The organism is Burkholderia sp. BCC0097, from assembly GCF_902832985.1.
Classification (GTDB): domain Bacteria; phylum Pseudomonadota; class Gammaproteobacteria; order Burkholderiales; family Burkholderiaceae; genus Burkholderia; species Burkholderia orbicola.
Genome location: NZ_CADFDM010000006.1, coordinates 172,845 through 187,737, shown reverse-complemented (window position 1 = coordinate 187,737; position 14,893 = coordinate 172,845). Strand labels below are relative to the sequence as shown.

Below are 14,893 nucleotides of genomic sequence, written 5' to 3'. Positions count from 1 at the left end.
GCATTGATGCGGAATGCGCAATGCTGCGCTGCATGCAGTCAGCAGGGAGTCGCGGAATTTATAATCGCTAACCGGGGTCATAAGCGCATCGCAGCAGTGTGCCGCGGCTTTACTTGTACAGAGGAGGTGCGCGTGTCCTTCACGCTGCATGGCATTCCCGTCTCACGAGGTATCGCGATCGGGCGAGCGTATCTGATCGCGCCGGCGGCGCTCGACGTCGCCCATTACCTGATCGAGGCCAACCAGACCGACGCCGAAGTGGAGCGATTCCGCACGGCGCTCGACGTCGTGCGTCGCGAGCTCGAAGCGCTGCGCGCCGACCTGGCCGACGATACCCCGAGCGAAGTCGGTGCATTCATCGATGTCCACACGATGATCCTGAGCGACGAGATGCTCGTGCAGGAAACCATCGACCTGATCCGCACGCGCCGCTACAACGTCGAATGGGCGCTGACCGAGCAGCTCGAACTGCTGACGCGCCATTTCGACGACATCGAGGACGAATATCTGCGCGAGCGCAAGGCCGACATCGAGCAGGTGGTCGAGCGTGTGCTGAAGGCGCTCGCCGGTGCGCCGTCCGCGTCGCAGGCGCTCGACGGCGCGGCCAGGAACGGCACGAACGACATGATCGTCGTCGCGCACGACATCGCGCCGGCCGACATGATGCAGTTCAAGACGCAGTCGTTCCAGGCGTTCGTCACCGATCTCGGCGGGCGCACGTCGCACACGGCGATCGTCGCGCGCAGCCTCGGCATTCCGGCCGCGGTCGGCGTGCAGCATGCGAGTTCGCTGATCCGCCAGGACGACCTGATCATCGTCGACGGCGACCAGGGCATCGTGATCGTCGATCCCGCGCCGATCGTCCTCGAGGAATATTCGTACCGCCAGTCCGAGAAGCTGCTGGAGCAACGCAAGCTGCAGCGCCTGAAGTTCTCGCCGACACAAACGCTGTGCGGCACGAAGATCGACCTGTACGCGAACATCGAGCTGCCCGACGACGCGAAGGCGGCCGTCGAGGCCGGCGCGGTCGGCGTCGGCCTGTTCCGCTCCGAGTTCCTGTTCATGCATCAGAAACAGATGCCGGAAGAGGAGGAGCAGTTCGCCGCGTACAAGCGCGCCGTCGAGTGGATGAAGGGCATGCCGGTGACGATCCGCACGATCGACGTTGGCGCCGACAAACCGCTCGAGGCGCTCGACGAAGGCTACGAAACGGCGCCGAACCCGGCGCTCGGGCTGCGCGCGATCCGCTGGAGCCTGTCCGAGCCGCAGATGTTCCTCACGCAGTTGCGCGCGATCCTGCGCGCGTCCGCGTTCGGCCAGGTGAAGATCCTGATCCCGATGCTCGCGCACGCGCAGGAGATCGACCAGACGCTCGACCTGATCCGCGAGGCGAAGCGCCAGCTCGACGACGCGGGGCTCGCTTACGATCCGAACGTGCGCCTCGGCGCGATGATCGAGATCCCGGCCGCGGCGATCGCGCTGCCGTTGTTCCTGAAGCGCTTCGATTTCCTGTCGATCGGCACGAACGACCTGATCCAGTACACGCTCGCGATCGATCGCGCGGACAACGCGGTCGCGCACCTGTACGACCCGCTGCATCCGGCCGTGCTGCATCTGATCGCGTACACCTTGCGCGAAGCGAAGCGCGCGGGCGTGTCGGTGTCGGTGTGCGGGGAGATGGCGGGCGACCCGGCGCTCACGCGCCTGTTGCTCGGGATGGGGCTCACCGAGTTCTCGATGCACCCGAGCCAGTTGCTCGTCGTGAAGCAGGAGATCCTGCGCGCGCACCTGAAGGCGCTCGAGAAGCCGACGGCCGACGTGCTGGCCGCGTTCGAGCCGGAGGAAGTGCAGGCGGCGCTGCAGCGGCTGGCAGTCGCCGAGCCGCGGGCGGACGCGGCCGCGTAGGCGTTTTCGCCGCCGCTCACTGTAGCGAAGCGTCACGCATGCGCGTTCTGCGCATGCCCGTCGCGCGTCAGTGCCGGCCCCCGCATACGGGGCAGTCGGCCTGGCGCGCGATTTTCATCGTCGTCCATTCCATCCGCAGTGAATCGAGCATCATCAGCCGCCCGTTGAGCGTCTTGCCGATGCCGCCGATCACGCGCAGCGCCTCGGCCGCCTGCATCGCGCCGATGATCCCGACGGTCGGTGCGAACACGCCCATCGTCGAGCACGCGACTTCCTCGAACGGCTGGTCTTCCGGGAACACGCACGCATAGCAGGGCGCGGCCGCGTCGCGGAAGTCGAACGTGCTGATCTGGCCGTCGAAGCGCAGCGCGGCGCCCGACACGAGCGGCACGCCGTGCGCGACGCACGCGCGGTTGATCGCATGCCGCGTCGCGAAGTTGTCGGTGCAGTCGAGCACGACGCTCGCGTGCGGCACGTGCGCGTCGAGCCACGCGCCGTCGACGCGTTCCGCGACCGCGTTCACCGTCACCTCGGGATTCAGTTGCGCGAGCGCGTCGCGCCCCGATTCGACCTTGCTGCGGCCGACCGATGCCGTCACGTGCAGAATCTGCCGCTGCAGGTTCGTGAGGTCGACCGTATCGGCGTCGACGAGCGTGAGCGTGCCGACCCCCGACGCCGCGAGATACATCGCGGCCGGCGAGCCGAGGCCGCCCGCGCCGACGACGATCGCATGCGCGTCGAGAAAGCGCTGCTGCGCCTCGATGCCGATCTCGTCGACGAGGATGTGGCGGGAGTAGCGAAGGAGTTGATCGTCGTTCATGGGGCGTCGTGAGCGAGGCGGGCGGACGTTCGTTATTTTAGGCGCGCATGAAAAACGGGCCATCGCGGTCTTCCCGCGATGGCCCGTCGGATGCCGGCTTGCGCTTACTTCGGCGCGGATGCCGGCTTCGGTGCGGAAGCCGGCTTCGCGGCGTTTGCGCCCGATGCCTTCGCGGCCGCCTTGGCGGCCGGGCTCTTCGTCGTGCTCTCGGCGAGCAGCGACTTCGATTCCTGGACCGGCTTGCCTTCGAGCTTGTTGAGCGCCTGCTGCATCATGAAGTCGTCGGCGCTGCCGAACTCGATCGGCTTGCGATCGCGATCCTTCTGGCGCTGCTCCGGCGTCTTCTTGTCGTTCTGCTCTTCGAGCACGCGCAACTGATCCATCCGGCGCTGCTCGCGCTCTTCCTGTTCCTTCTTCTCGTTCGGATCCTGCGTGTTCGCGAGGTGGTTCGTGTAGTCGACCTCGCGCGTCACGAGCACGTCGTCCGGATCGCCGTCCGCGTACTGATCGACCGGCACGTCCGGCGTGATGCCCTTGTTCTGGATCGAACGGCCGCTCGGCGTGTAGTAATACGCGGTGGTCAGGCGCAGCGCGGTGTCGGCCGTCATCGGGCGGACCGTCTGCACCGAACCCTTGCCGAACGTCGTCTTGCCCATGATCTGCGCGCGCTTTGAATCCTGCAGCGCACCGGCGACGATTTCCGACGCGGACGCCGAATACGCGTTCGTCAGCACGATCATCGGCACGGTCTTGAAGATGGGCGGCAGGTTCTTCAGCGGATCGCCGTCGAAGGACGGCAGGCGATAGTTGTCGTACGTATCGCGGTAGACCTGCTTCGAATCGGGGATCTGGCCGTTGGTCGACACGACGACCGAGTCGGGCGGCAGGAACGCGCCGGCCACGCCGACCGCGCTCTGCAGCAGGCCGCCGCCGTTGTTGCGCAGGTCGAGGATGAGGCCCTTCAGGTTCGGCTGCTGGCGCGCGATGTCCTGCAGCTTCTGCGCGAGGTCGGGCGTCGTGCGCTCCTGGAAGCTCGTGATGCGGATGTACGCGTAGCCCGGATCGAGCATCTTCATCTTCACGCTCTGGACCTTGATGATCGCGCGCGTGACCGTGACCGGGAACGTGCGGTCGTCGCTCTTGCGGAAGATCGTCAGCGTGACCTTGGTGCCCGGCTCGCCGCGCATCTGCTTGACGGCCTTGTCGAGCGTCATGCCGCGCACCGGCTTGTCGTTGATGCGCGTGATCAGGTCGCCCGGACGGATGCCGGCGCGGAACGCGGGGGTATCCTCGATCGGCGAGATCACCTTGACGAGCCCGTCTTCCTGCGAGATCTCGATGCCGAGGCCCGCGAAGCGGCCCTTCGTCTGCTCCTGCAGCTCGTCATAGTCGGTCTTGTCGAGGAACGACGAGTGCGGATCGAGGCTCGACACCATGCCCTTGATCGCCGCCGTCAGCAGCTTCTTGTCGTCGACCGGTTCGACGTACTCGCGCTTGATCTGCCCGAATACTTCCGCGAACAGGCGGAGCTGGTCGAGGGGAAGCGGCGCCGTGGCGGTCTGCTCGGCCGATGCGGAAACCTGCAGCGTGGCGAACACGCCCGTGGCGAGGCCCGCGGCAATCAGGCCGATGTTCTTCAAATTCATTCGCATAGAGAGTCTGGTGCGGTCGGGAAGCGCGTGGCGGTAGCGGGGATGTAGCGGACAAGTATAACTGTTCGTCCGATAACTCAGTGGAACGGCGCGAAAAGCGTCGAAAAGGCCGCAGAGGCCCCGGCGGGGCACCGCCAGGCGCGCTGCGGGGTTCGAAAGCGGGTTCGACCGCAGCGGGGCCGGGAAGGTTCGCGCGGCGTGCGGGCCGGGGCCCGGCACGCCGCGCCGGAACGCGGCCTGCTCGCCGCGCCGGGCGTCAGCCCGCCTTGCCCTGCTTCGCGACGGCGGCCTGCGCCTGCGCGATCGCGTCCTGGTCGCCGAGGTAATAGTGCTTGATCGGCTTCAGGTTCTCGTCGAGTTCATACACGAGCGGCACGCCGTTCGGGATGTTCAGGCCGACGATGTCGCTGTCCGAGATGCCGTCGAGGTACTTGATCAGTGCGCGCAGCGAGTTGCCGTGCGCGGCGATCAGCACCTGCTTGCCGGCGCGCACCGCCGGCGCGATCGACTCGTTCCACAGCGGCAGCACGCGCGCGACCGTGTCCTTCAGGCACTCGGTGAGCGGCAGTTGCTCGCGCGGCACCTTCGCGTAGCGCGGGTCGTTGAACGGCGCGCGTTCGTCGGTCGGCTCGAGCGCGGGCGGCGGCGTGTCGTAGCTGCGGCGCCACACGAGCACCTGCTCGTCGCCGAACTTCGCGGCCGTTTCCGCCTTGTTCAGGCCCGACAGCGCGCCGTAGTGGCGCTCGTTCAGGCGCCACGAGTGGACGACCGGCAGGTACATCAGGTCCATCTTGTCCTGCACGTGCCACAGCGTGCGGATCGCGCGCTTGAGCACGGACGTGTACGCGATGTCGAACGTGTAGCCGGCCTCCTTGAGCAGTTCGCCGGCCTGGTAGGCCTCGTTGCGACCCTGTTCGGTCAGGTCGACGTCGACCCAGCCGGTGAAGCGGTTTTCCTTGTTCCACGTCGATTCGCCGTGGCGGATGAGAACGAGTTTGTACATGGATCTTGCGGTCGGTAGTGATGGGAAGCGGGGCGCGCCGCACGGGACCGAACCGGGGCCCGACATCGCGCAAGACGGTTATTTTATAATGGCGGGATTGTCCTCATCCGATTTCTCTTTTTCCGGCGGCATTCCGTGACGTTCTTTACCAATTACACGAACCTGGCCCTTATCGCGATCCTGCTGGTTTCCGGCGGCCTGCTGGCATGGCCGGCCCTGCGCCGCGGCCGTGGCGGCCTGTCGGCTGCGGAAGCGACGCAGCTCATCAATCGCCGCAACGCGGTCGTGATCGACCTGCGTGCCGCCTCCGATTTCGCCGCCGGCCACCTGCCGTCGGCGCGCCAGGTCGCGGCGGGCGAGATCGGCGCGAAAATTGCGCAGGTCGCGAAGAACAAGAGCACCCCGGTGCTGCTCGTCTGCCAGAATGGCCAGCAGTCGCAGAAGGCGGCGCGCGAGGTCGAGGCGGCGGGCTACGCCGAGGTGCACGTGCTCGAAGGCGGCGTGGCCGCCTGGCAGCAGGCCGGGATGCCGGTCGTCAAACAAGGAGTGGCGAAGTGAACAAGGTTTTGATGTACAGCACGCAGGTGTGTCCGTATTGCATGCAGGCCGAGCGCCTGCTGAAGCTGCGCGGCGTCGAGCAGATCGAAAAGGTGCTGATCGATCGCGATCCGGCCCGCCGCGAGGAAATGATGACGCGCACGGGGCGCCGCACGGTGCCGCAGATCTATATCGGCGACACGCACGTCGGCGGCTACGACGATCTGTCGAAGCTCGACCGCGAAGGTGGCCTCGTGCCGCTTCTGCAAGCGGCCTGATTAGGGCAGAATGGCCGCCGGCCGCGCCGCGGGTCGGGCGCGCAGGATTCATCCGTGGCGGCCGGCGAACAGCCGGGCCGCCCCGTCACCACTTTTAGGGAAACACCATGTCCGACGTCGAAAACCAACCGTTCTTCAACATCCAGCGCGTCTACCTGAAGGATATGTCGCTCGAGCAGCCGAATTCGCCGGCGATCTTCCTCGAGCAGGACATGCCGTCGGTTGAAGTCGAAGTCGACGTCAAGGCCGACCGCCTCGCGGAAAGCGTGTTCGAAGTCGTCGTGTCGGGTACCGTCACCGCGAAGGTGAAGGACAAGGTCGCATTCCTGATCGAAGCGAAGCAGGCCGGCATTTTCGACATCCGCAACATTCCGGACGAACAACTCGACCCGCTCGTCGGCATCGCGTGCCCGACGATCCTGTTCCCGTACCTGCGCTCGAACATCGCCGACGCGATCACGCGCGCCGGCTTCCCGCCGATCCACCTCGCGGAAATCAACTTCCAGGCGCTGTACGAGCAGCGTCTCGCGCAGCTTCAGCAGCAAGCCGGCGCCGCAGCAGGCGCGCCGAATGGCACGACGCTGAACTGACGTTTCACTCCGGACCGGTGCTGGGTATGAAAGTAGCCGTTCTCGGCGCCGGTGCCTGGGGCACCGCGCTCGCGGGCCACCTGGCCGCGCGGCACGATACGCTTCTGTGGGCGCGCGACGCCGCGCTCATCGCCGGGCTGCAGGCCCGGCACGAAAATTCCCGCTATCTGGACGGCATCGCGCTGCCTGACGCGCTGCGCTACGACGTCGATCTCGGCGCCGCGCTCGCGCATGGTGCCGCCGACGATGCGCTGTGCGTGATCGCCGCGCCGGTGGCCGGGCTGCGCACGCTGTGTCACGCGATGCGTGACGCCGGCTGCGTGCCTGCGCACGTCGTCTGGGTCTGCAAGGGCTTCGAGGCCGACACGCATCTGCTGCCGCATCAGGTGATCGCGGCCGAGCTGCCCGAACAGCAGAGCAATGGCGTGCTGTCGGGCCCGAGCTTCGCGCGCGAGGTCGGACAGTCGCTGCCCGTCGCGTTGACGGTGGCCAGCGCGTCGGCCGAATGCCGCGAACGCACGCTCGCCGCGTTCCATCACGGCGCGATGCGGATCTATACGGGCGACGACGTGGTCGGCGTCGAGGTCGGCGGCGCGGTGAAGAACGTGCTGGCGATCGCGACCGGCATTTCCGACGGCCTCGGCCTCGGGCTGAACGCGCGTGCCGCGCTGATCACGCGCGGCCTCGCCGAAATGTCGCGGCTCGGCGTGGCGCTCGGCGGTCGCGCGGAAACCTTCACGGGCCTCACGGGCCTCGGCGACCTGATCCTCACCGCGACGGGCGACCTGTCGCGCAACCGCACGGTCGGGCTGCAACTGGCGGCCGGCCGCACGCTGAACGACATCCTCGGCGCGCTCGGCCACGTGGCCGAAGGCGTGCGCTGCGCGCAGGCCGTGCTGGCGCTCGCTCGTGCGGAGTCGATCGAAATGCCGATCACCGAAGCCGTGTGTGGCGTACTGTTCGACGGGATCGCGCCGCGCGACGCCGTCAGCGGACTGCTGCGGCGGGACGCGCGCGCCGAGTAGCGCGGCACGCGCCGCCCGGCACGGTTGCGCCGGGCGCGCGGCGCCAAAGCGGACTACGCTTGAATCGTCTCCGGCGTTCCGCGAGGGTGTCATGCTGCAGATCCATTCCACCACGCTCGATGCACAACTCGTCGACATCACGACGCTCGACGTCGACGCGATCGTCAACGCAGCGAACGGCTCGCTGCTCGGCGGGGGCGGCGTCGACGGCGCGATCCACCGTGCGGCCGGCCCCGGCTTGCTCGCCGAGTGCCGCATGCTCGGCGGCTGCGACACCGGCGACGCGAAGCTCACGCGCGGCCACGGGCTGCCGGCGCGCTACGTGATCCATGCGGTCGGGCCGGTCTGGTACGGCGGCGCGCGCGGCGAGCCCGATCTGCTCGCGTCGTGCTACCGGCGCGCGATCGAACTGGCCGAAGAAGTTGCCGCGACGTCGATCGCGTTTCCGGCGATCAGCTGCGGCGTCTACCGCTATCCGACCGAAGCCGCCGTCGACATCGCGGTCGGCACCGTCGCCGAGATGCTCGCGCAGGCGCCGAACCTCGCACGCGTGGTGTTCGCGTGCTTTTCTTCCGACATCTACGACCTTTACCGCGCGCGGCTCGCGCGCACCTGACGCGTTCGGCGCCCGGGGCGCGTCAGGCGCCGCCTTCGAAGCCGGCCTGGCGCCACGCCTCGAACACGACCACCGCGACCGTGTTCGACAGGTTCAGGCTGCGGTTGTCCGGCCGCATCGGCAGGCGCACGCGCTGCTCGTTCGGGAAGCGTTCGAGCAGTTCGGCCGGCAGGCCGCGCGTTTCCGAGCCGAACACGAACCAGTCGCCGGGCAGGAACGCATGATCGTGGAAGCGGCCCGAGCCGCGCGTCGTGAACGCGAACATCCGCGCGGGATCGGGCGTTTCGGCGGCGACGAACGCATCCCAGTCGCGGTGCACGCGCATCTGCGCATACTCGTGATAGTCGAGGCCGGCGCGGCGCATCCGCGCGTCGTCGAGCGGAAAGCCGAGCGGCTCGATCAGGTGCAGATGCGCGCCGGTGTTCGCGCACAGGCGGATCACGTTGCCGGTGTTCGGCGGAATTTCGGGGGCGACGAGGACGACGTTGAACATGTTTCGGTTTGGCTGGGGCGGCCGGAGCGGCACAACGCGCGCGTGCATCCGGCCGGCCGGTTCGTGACGGCCGCACGCGGGCGGGCGGCCTCTCTATCTAATTAATCCCTGGCGGTGCGCAGCGCAACCAGATTCGTCACGCGCGCGGCGCCCGCCGCCTTCAGCGCCTGCGCGGCCGCCGCGAGCGTCGCGCCGGACGTCATCACGTCGTCGACGAGCGCGATGTGGCGACCGGCGACGCCGCCTGCCACCGCGAAAGCCGCCATCACGTTGTCGCGTCGTGCGTGCCGGTCGAGCCGCGACTGCGGCGCGGTGTCGGCGACGCGCGTGAGCAAGGCTGCCTCCGCCGGCACGCCGAGCCGGCGCGCGAGCGGACGCGCGATCGCCCACGCCTGGTTGTAGCCGCGCGCGACGAGCCGCCGGTGCGACAGCGGCACCGGCGCGACGAGGTCGAAGCCGTTCGCGCCGCGCGTATCGTCGACCAGCCGTGCGAGCCGGGCTGCGAATTCACCGCCGAGCGCGAGCCGCGCGTGAAACTTCAGGCCGCGTGCGAGCCCGTCGAGCGGCGCACGGTAATCGGCAAGCGCGAGCGTCGCGTCGAACGGCGGCGGCGCGGTGCGGCACGTTTCGCACCGGTACGCGGCCGCGCGGGCGGTGCCGCTGCGACTGCCGCCGTGTGACCGCGCGTGCCCGACACCGAGCGGCAGCGCGCAGACCTCGCAGCGCAGCCGCGCTTCATTCCAGTACGCGGCATCGCAGGCGCCACAAATCACGGCGTGTGACAAATTGCCGCACAACGCACAGCGATTCGGCAACATGACCGCGGCAACGCGCACGACCAGCGTTCGAACCTGCGACAAAACGACGCGCAACGTGCGCTCGGCGGAACCGCGGACCATCGCAACACTCCTGGCATGCCGCCTCAATGAAGCTTGCGAGGCGAGCGAGTATACTTCGGGCTCTTCGCCAGTGTGCCCGACATGTCCCCAGCTTCGACTTCAACCGGCCGTCCGGCCAATGACACCAGGCGCCTGCGGCGGATCTTCGATCGCCGTGCCGCCACGTTCGATGCGGTTGCGTTCCTGCCGCGCGAGATCGCGCAGCGGATGAACGAGCGCCTCGAATACATCAAGGTGAGCCCCGCGGCCGTGCTCGATGCGGGCTGCGGCCCGGGCGACGACCTGCCGGCGCTGCGCGCGCGCTTTCCGGAAGCGCCGGTGTTCGGCGTGGACCTGTCCGGCGCGATGCTCGCGCGGGCCGGTCAGCGCGAGGTCGAGCAGACCACCTGGCGCCGGTGGCTGCCGGCGTCGCTCGGCCGGGCGCTGGGCCAGCGCGGCCCGCGCGTCGCGCAGGCCGACTTCGCCGCGCTGCCGTTCCCGGGCGGCGCGTTCGACCTGATCTGGTCGAATCTCGCGCTCCACTGGCATTCGCGTCCCGATACCGTCTTCCCGGAATGGCAGCGCGTGCTGCGCGTGAACGGGCTGCTGATGTTCAGCACGCTCGGCCCCGACACGCTGCGCGAGCTGCGCGCGGCCTGCGCGGACGCCGAAGCGGCGGTCGGCATCGCGCCGCCCGCCGCGCGCGTGATCGATTTCGTCGACATGCACGACCTCGGCGACATGCTCGTCGAGAGCGGCTTCGAGATCCCCGTGATGGACCAGGAAGTGCTGACCGTCACCTACAAATCCCCCGATTCCCTGCTGGCCGACGTGCGCCGCTGGGGCGCCTATCCGTTCGAGCGCACGACGCCGCAGCACGCGACGCGGCGCTTTCGCGCGGCGCTCCGCGACGCGCTGGACGCGCGCCGGCGCGAGGACGGCACGATTCCGCTCACCTTCGAGGTGATCTACGGCCACGCGTGGAAGGCCGTGCCGCGCACGACCGCCGAAGGGCACGGCATCGTGCGCATCGAGGACATCGGCAAGGGGCGTCCGAAGAATCGGTAAAGCGGTAAAGAGGGGTTTTGTTATGTCTGAAATTAGCGGCGCAAAGCGGGGTCGAATTGGCGGCCAAAACGCCCGGAAAGCTTGTCGCGCTTGGCTTGGCGGGCGATAGGCGCTTGCTTGTGGATGCCATTGAACCCGCCTATAATGCGTCAGCTTGTCGTCCCGGGGTCCCCGCAATACGGGGCGACGAGTCCGATGCAGGCATGCATCGCATGCCATTCGCGTGAGGCGGCGATGGAAGCAGCGAGGGTTTTGGCGGAGACGTCGGACAGCGAACCGGTCCTCGAAGACTGGCTCATGAAACGCAACTGTTCGGTGTCGCCACGCCAGTTCGTGCTGTTTTACGCGTCGCTGGCGGGCTTCTCGCTGGCGATCGCGGCGTTGCTGTTGTGGAGAGGGGTCTGGCTCGTCATGCCCTTTACCGGAATCGAGTTGCTGGCGGTGGGTGTCGCATTTGCGATCTATGCTCGCCACGCGGTCGATTACGAGCGCATCAGGCTGTTTCCGCACCGGCTCGTGATCGAGCGGATGGATGCGGAGCGGCTCACGCAGATCGAATTCAACCCGCGCTGGGTGCGGGTCGAGCCGGGTGCGACGCCACGCGATCCGATTCGGCTGGTATCGCGCGGGCAGACCGTCGTAATCGGGCAGCATCTCGCGCAGTACAAGCGTGCGCAGTTCGCCGACGAACTGCGCGTGTCGCTCAGGCGCTGCGGCTGACGAGGCGCGGTCATCGGCCGGACGAGGCTGGTGGCTTGCGACGGGGGAGGGTTTGAATGGAAATTTTGGGTAAGGATGCTATGAAAACAATCAAGCGAGCCCTCACGGGCGTGCTGGCATGCAGCGGATTGCTCTTTGCCGGTGCGGCCCTGGCGGTCGGTGATAGCCCGGGCGGCCCCCGTGTCAACGAGATCAACTTTCAGCCGCCTGTCACGAAGATCGCCGAGGAGCTCTACGATCTCCACACGATGATGCTCATCCTGTGTACGGTGATCTTCGTCGGCGTGTTCGGCGTGATGTTCTATTCGATCTTCGCGCACCGCAAATCCAAGGGCCACAAGGCCGCCAATTTCCATGAAAGCACGACCGTCGAGATCATCTGGACGATCGTGCCGTTCGTCATCGTCGTGCTGATGGCGCTGCCGGCGACGAAGGCCGTCGTCGCGATGAAGGACACGACGAACGCCGATCTCACGATCAAGGTCACCGGCTACCAGTGGAAGTGGGGCTACGACTACGTGAAGGGCCCGGGCGAGGGCATCGGCTTTCTGTCGACGCTGACCACCCCGCGCGACGAAGTGATGGGCAAGAAGCCGATCACCGACACCTATCTGCAGGAAGTCGACAACCCGCTCGTCGTGCCGGTCAACAAGAAGATCCGCATCATCACGACCGCGAACGACGTCGTCCACTCGTGGTACGTGCCCGCGTTCGGCGTGAAGCAGGATGCGATCCCCGGCTTCGTGCGCGACACGTGGTTCAAGGCCGACAAGGTCGGCACGTTCCGCGGTTTCTGTACCGAGCTGTGCGGCAAGGAGCATGCGTACATGCCGGTCGTCGTCGAAGTGCTGTCGGACGACGACTACGCGAAGTGGGTCACCGCGCAGAAGGCCAAGCTGGCCAGCGCGGCGGTGGATCCGAACAAGGTCTACACGATGGCCGAACTCGTCGCGCACGGCGAGGAAGTCTACAAGGCGAACTGCGCGGCCTGCCACCAGGTGAGCGGCAAGGGCCTCGGCGCATTCCCGGCGATGGACGGCAGCCCGATCGTGAACGGCCCGATCGCCGCGCACGTCGAGCGCGTGCTGCACGGCAAGGGCGCGATGCCGTCGTGGGCGTCGCTGTCGGACCTCGACATCGCTTCGGTCGTCACGTACGAACGCAACTCGTGGGGCAACCACAAGAACGACCTGCTGCAGCCGAAGCAAGTGGCCGACGCACGCAACGGCAAGCTGCCGGAAGACGCGGCGGGCGCGGCAGCGGCCCCCGCGGAAGCGGCTTCGGCGCCGGCGCAAGCCGCGTCGGGCGCCGAGCAGCCGGCGGCCGCGGCATCGGCCGCGCTGTCGACGATCTACTTCGAGACGGGCAAGAGCGTGCTGCCGGCCGACGCGAAGGCGGCGATCGCCGCCGCGGCCGACTATGCGAAGGCACATCCGGACGCGAAGCTCGCGCTGTCGGGCTTCACCGACAAGACGGGCTCGGCCGACGCGAACGCCGAACTGGCGAAGCATCGCGCGCAGGCCGTGCGCGATGCGCTGAAGGCAGCAGGCGTGGCGGAAGACCACATTATTCTCAAAAAGCCGGAAACGATCACGGGCGGGGCTGACGCGAAGGAAGCCCGGCGTGTCGAGATCGGCCCGGCGGCTTGACGTGTCGCTGAGTTAGTCGACGTATTCGCATTAGGAGATTCTCATGTCTAGCATCGGGCACGACGTAGCCGCGGACCACGCGCACGACGACCACGCGCACGAAGCCCCGCACGGCTGGCGTCGCTGGCTGTTCGCCACCAACCACAAGGACATCGGTACGCTGTACCTGCTGTTCTCGTTCATCATGTTCCTGTCGGGCGGCGTGATGGCGCTCGGCATCCGTGCCGAGCTGTTCGAGCCGGGCCTGCAGATCATGCGTCCGGAGTTCTTCAACGAACTCACGACGATGCACGGCCTGATCATGGTGTTCGGCGCGATCATGCCGGCGTTCGTCGGCTTCGCGAACTGGATGATTCCGCTGCAGATCGGCGCATCCGACATGGCGTTCGCGCGGATGAACAACTTCAGCTTCTGGCTGCTGCCGGTCGCGGCCGTGCTGCTGGTCGGCTCGTTCTTCGCGCCGGGCGGCGCGACGGCTGCCGGCTGGACGCTGTACGCACCGCTGTCGACGCAGATGGGCCCGGGTATGGACTTCGCGATCTTCGCGGTCCATATCATGGGCGCATCGTCGATCATGGGCGGGATCAACATCGTCGTGACGATCCTGAACATGCGCGCACCGGGCATGACGCTGATGAAGATGCCGATGTTCGCGTGGACGTGGCTGATCACCGCGTACCTGCTGATCGCCGTGATGCCGGTTCTGGCGGGCGCGATCACGATGGTGCTGTTCGACCGCCACTTCGGCACGTCGTTCTTCAACGCGGCAGGCGGCGGCGACCCGGTGATGTACCAGCACATCTTCTGGTTCTTCGGCCACCCCGAGGTGTACATCATGATTCTGCCGGCGTTCGGGATCGTGTCGCAGGTGATCCCGGCGTTCGCACGCAAGACGCTGTTCGGCTACAGCTCGATGGTGTACGCGACGGCATCGATCGCGATCCTGTCGTTCATGGTCTGGGCGCACCACATGTTCGCCACGGGCATGCCGGTCACCGGCCAGCTGTTCTTCATGTACGCGACGATGCTGATCGCGGTGCCGACGGGCGTGAAGGTGTTCAACTGGCTCGCGACGATGTGGCGCGGCTCGATGACGTTCGAAACCCCGATGCTGTTCGCGATCGGCTTCCTGTTCGTGTTCACGTTCGGCGGCCTGACGGGCCTGATGCTCGCGATGGCGCCGCTCGACATCCAGTATCACGGTACCTACTTCGTGGTCGCGCACTTCCACTACGTGCTGGTGGCCGGCTCGCTGTTCGCGCTGTTCTCGGGCTGGTACTACTGGGCGCCGAAGTGGACGGGCTGGATGTACAACGAGACGCGCGGCAAGATCCACTTCTGGGCGTCGATGATCTTCTTCAACCTGACGTTCTTCCCGATGCACTTCGTCGGTCTCGCGGGCATGCCGCGCCGCTATGCGGACTACCCGGCGCAGTTCACGGACTTCAACCAGGTGGCGACGATCGGCGCATTCGGCTTCGGCCTCGCGCAGGTGTACTTCCTGTTTGCGGTCGCGCTGCCGGCCTACCGTGGCGGCGGCGAGCTGGAAAAGGCGTCGGACAAGCCGTGGGACGGCGCGACGGGCCTCGAGTGGACGGTGCCGAGCCCGGCTCCGTTCCACACGTTCGAGCAACCGCCGCACGTCGAATAAGTTTCACC

Annotated in this window: 15 protein-coding genes; 10 read left to right on the top strand and 5 right to left on the bottom strand. The window is 67.2% G+C overall.

Annotation, left to right across the window (positions count from 1 at the left end):
* Positions 1-132: 132 nt before the first annotated feature.
* Positions 133-1,905, top strand: a complete 1,773-nt coding sequence (gene ptsP / locus HWX07_RS21335; RefSeq protein ID WP_175877571.1) for a phosphoenolpyruvate--protein phosphotransferase — start codon at positions 133-135, stop codon at positions 1,903-1,905.
* A 67-nt stretch (positions 1,906-1,972) separates the two neighbouring features.
* On the opposite strand, the gene HWX07_RS21330 is transcribed toward ptsP, so the two are convergent.
* The 3 genes from HWX07_RS21330 to gpmA form a co-directional block, all read right to left on the bottom strand.
* A complete protein-coding gene (locus HWX07_RS21330) occupies positions 1,973-2,725 on the bottom strand; it encodes a HesA/MoeB/ThiF family protein (RefSeq protein ID WP_175877570.1) in 753 nt (250 codons plus the stop codon).
* A gap of 104 nt (positions 2,726-2,829) precedes the next feature.
* Complete coding sequence (locus tag HWX07_RS21325) at positions 2,830-4,377, bottom strand: S41 family peptidase (protein WP_175877569.1); 1,548 nt, start codon at positions 4,375-4,377, stop codon at positions 2,830-2,832.
* A 256-nt stretch (positions 4,378-4,633) separates the two neighbouring features.
* Complete coding sequence (gene gpmA / locus HWX07_RS21320) at positions 4,634-5,380, bottom strand: 2,3-diphosphoglycerate-dependent phosphoglycerate mutase (protein ID WP_012329275.1); 747 nt, start codon at positions 5,378-5,380, stop codon at positions 4,634-4,636.
* A 135-nt stretch (positions 5,381-5,515) separates the two neighbouring features.
* Between gpmA and HWX07_RS21315 the strand changes: the two genes are divergently transcribed.
* The 5 genes from HWX07_RS21315 (at position 5,516) to HWX07_RS21295 (ending at position 8,426) form a co-directional block, all read left to right on the top strand.
* Positions 5,516-5,938 carry a rhodanese-like domain-containing protein gene (locus tag HWX07_RS21315; protein WP_006481558.1) on the top strand — a complete coding sequence of 141 codons (423 nt, stop codon included), beginning with the start codon at positions 5,516-5,518 and terminating at the stop codon, positions 5,936-5,938.
* On the top strand, positions 5,935-6,195 hold the full coding sequence (gene grxC / locus HWX07_RS21310; RefSeq protein ID WP_006477722.1) for a glutaredoxin 3: 261 nt from the start codon (positions 5,935-5,937) through the stop codon (positions 6,193-6,195). The genes HWX07_RS21315 and grxC overlap by 4 nt, the downstream gene beginning before the upstream one ends.
* A 107-nt stretch (positions 6,196-6,302) precedes the next feature.
* Positions 6,303-6,785, top strand: coding sequence for a protein-export chaperone SecB (gene secB / locus HWX07_RS21305; RefSeq protein WP_011353285.1), 483 nt, complete (start codon positions 6,303-6,305; stop codon positions 6,783-6,785).
* Between the two features lie 26 nt (positions 6,786-6,811).
* A complete protein-coding gene (locus HWX07_RS21300; RefSeq protein WP_175877568.1) occupies positions 6,812-7,810 on the top strand; it encodes an NAD(P)H-dependent glycerol-3-phosphate dehydrogenase in 999 nt (332 codons plus the stop codon).
* Between the two features lie 91 nt (positions 7,811-7,901).
* The gene (locus HWX07_RS21295; protein ID WP_175877567.1) at positions 7,902-8,426 is read left to right on the top strand and encodes an O-acetyl-ADP-ribose deacetylase; all 525 of its coding nucleotides are present in this window, start codon (positions 7,902-7,904) and stop codon (positions 8,424-8,426) included.
* Between the two features lie 22 nt (positions 8,427-8,448).
* Here HWX07_RS21295 and trmL read toward each other — a convergent pair whose 3' ends face one another.
* Both trmL and HWX07_RS21285 read right to left on the bottom strand, forming a co-directional pair.
* Complete coding sequence (gene trmL, locus HWX07_RS21290) at positions 8,449-8,919, bottom strand: tRNA (uridine(34)/cytosine(34)/5-carboxymethylaminomethyluridine(34)-2'-O)-methyltransferase TrmL (RefSeq protein WP_006477726.1); 471 nt, start codon at positions 8,917-8,919, stop codon at positions 8,449-8,451.
* A gap of 101 nt (positions 8,920-9,020) precedes the next feature.
* Positions 9,021-9,818, bottom strand: coding sequence for a phosphoribosyltransferase family protein (locus HWX07_RS21285; RefSeq protein ID WP_175877566.1), 798 nt, complete (start codon positions 9,816-9,818; stop codon positions 9,021-9,023).
* A gap of 81 nt (positions 9,819-9,899) precedes the next feature.
* On the opposite strand from HWX07_RS21285, the gene HWX07_RS21280 reads away from it, so the two are divergent.
* The 4 genes from HWX07_RS21280 to ctaD all read left to right on the top strand — a co-directional run bounded on the left by HWX07_RS21280 (position 9,900) and on the right by ctaD (position 14,885).
* Positions 9,900-10,865: a methyltransferase domain-containing protein gene (locus HWX07_RS21280; RefSeq protein WP_175877565.1), complete on the top strand. Its 966-nt coding sequence runs from the start codon at positions 9,900-9,902 to the stop codon at positions 10,863-10,865.
* Between the two features lie 195 nt (positions 10,866-11,060).
* A complete protein-coding gene (locus HWX07_RS21275; protein WP_175877799.1) occupies positions 11,061-11,585 on the top strand; it encodes a DUF2244 domain-containing protein in 525 nt (174 codons plus the stop codon).
* 56 nt (positions 11,586-11,641) lie between these two features.
* Positions 11,642-13,234, top strand: coding sequence for a cytochrome c oxidase subunit II (gene coxB / locus HWX07_RS21270; protein WP_175877564.1), 1,593 nt, complete (start codon positions 11,642-11,644; stop codon positions 13,232-13,234).
* 43 nt (positions 13,235-13,277) lie between these two features.
* Positions 13,278-14,885: a cytochrome c oxidase subunit I gene (gene ctaD, locus HWX07_RS21265; RefSeq protein WP_006477731.1), complete on the top strand. Its 1,608-nt coding sequence runs from the start codon at positions 13,278-13,280 to the stop codon at positions 14,883-14,885.
* Positions 14,886-14,893 lie beyond the last annotated feature (8 nt).

Excerpts from the sequence above, each read along its gene's own strand:
- HWX07_RS21330 (WP_175877570.1), bottom strand. The coding sequence starts at position 2,725 with ATGAACGACGATCAACTCCTTCGCTACTCCCGCCACATCCTCGTCGAC.
- HWX07_RS21325 (WP_175877569.1), bottom strand. The coding sequence starts at position 4,377 with ATGCGAATGAATTTGAAGAACATCGGCCTGATTGCCGCGGGCCTCGCC.
- gpmA (WP_012329275.1), bottom strand. The coding sequence starts at position 5,380 with ATGTACAAACTCGTTCTCATCCGCCACGGCGAATCGACGTGGAACAAG.
- secB (WP_011353285.1), top strand. The coding sequence starts at position 6,303 with ATGTCCGACGTCGAAAACCAACCGTTCTTCAACATCCAGCGCGTCTAC.
- HWX07_RS21300 (WP_175877568.1), top strand. The coding sequence starts at position 6,812 with ATGAAAGTAGCCGTTCTCGGCGCCGGTGCCTGGGGCACCGCGCTCGCG.
- HWX07_RS21295 (WP_175877567.1), top strand. The coding sequence starts at position 7,902 with ATGCTGCAGATCCATTCCACCACGCTCGATGCACAACTCGTCGACATC.
- trmL (WP_006477726.1), bottom strand. The coding sequence starts at position 8,919 with ATGTTCAACGTCGTCCTCGTCGCCCCCGAAATTCCGCCGAACACCGGC.
- HWX07_RS21285 (WP_175877566.1), bottom strand. The coding sequence starts at position 9,818 with ATGGTCCGCGGTTCCGCCGAGCGCACGTTGCGCGTCGTTTTGTCGCAG.
- HWX07_RS21280 (WP_175877565.1), top strand. The coding sequence starts at position 9,900 with ATGTCCCCAGCTTCGACTTCAACCGGCCGTCCGGCCAATGACACCAGG.
- HWX07_RS21275 (WP_175877799.1), top strand. The coding sequence starts at position 11,061 with ATGCAGGCATGCATCGCATGCCATTCGCGTGAGGCGGCGATGGAAGCA.
- coxB (WP_175877564.1), top strand. The coding sequence starts at position 11,642 with ATGGAAATTTTGGGTAAGGATGCTATGAAAACAATCAAGCGAGCCCTC.
- ctaD (WP_006477731.1), top strand. The coding sequence starts at position 13,278 with ATGTCTAGCATCGGGCACGACGTAGCCGCGGACCACGCGCACGACGAC.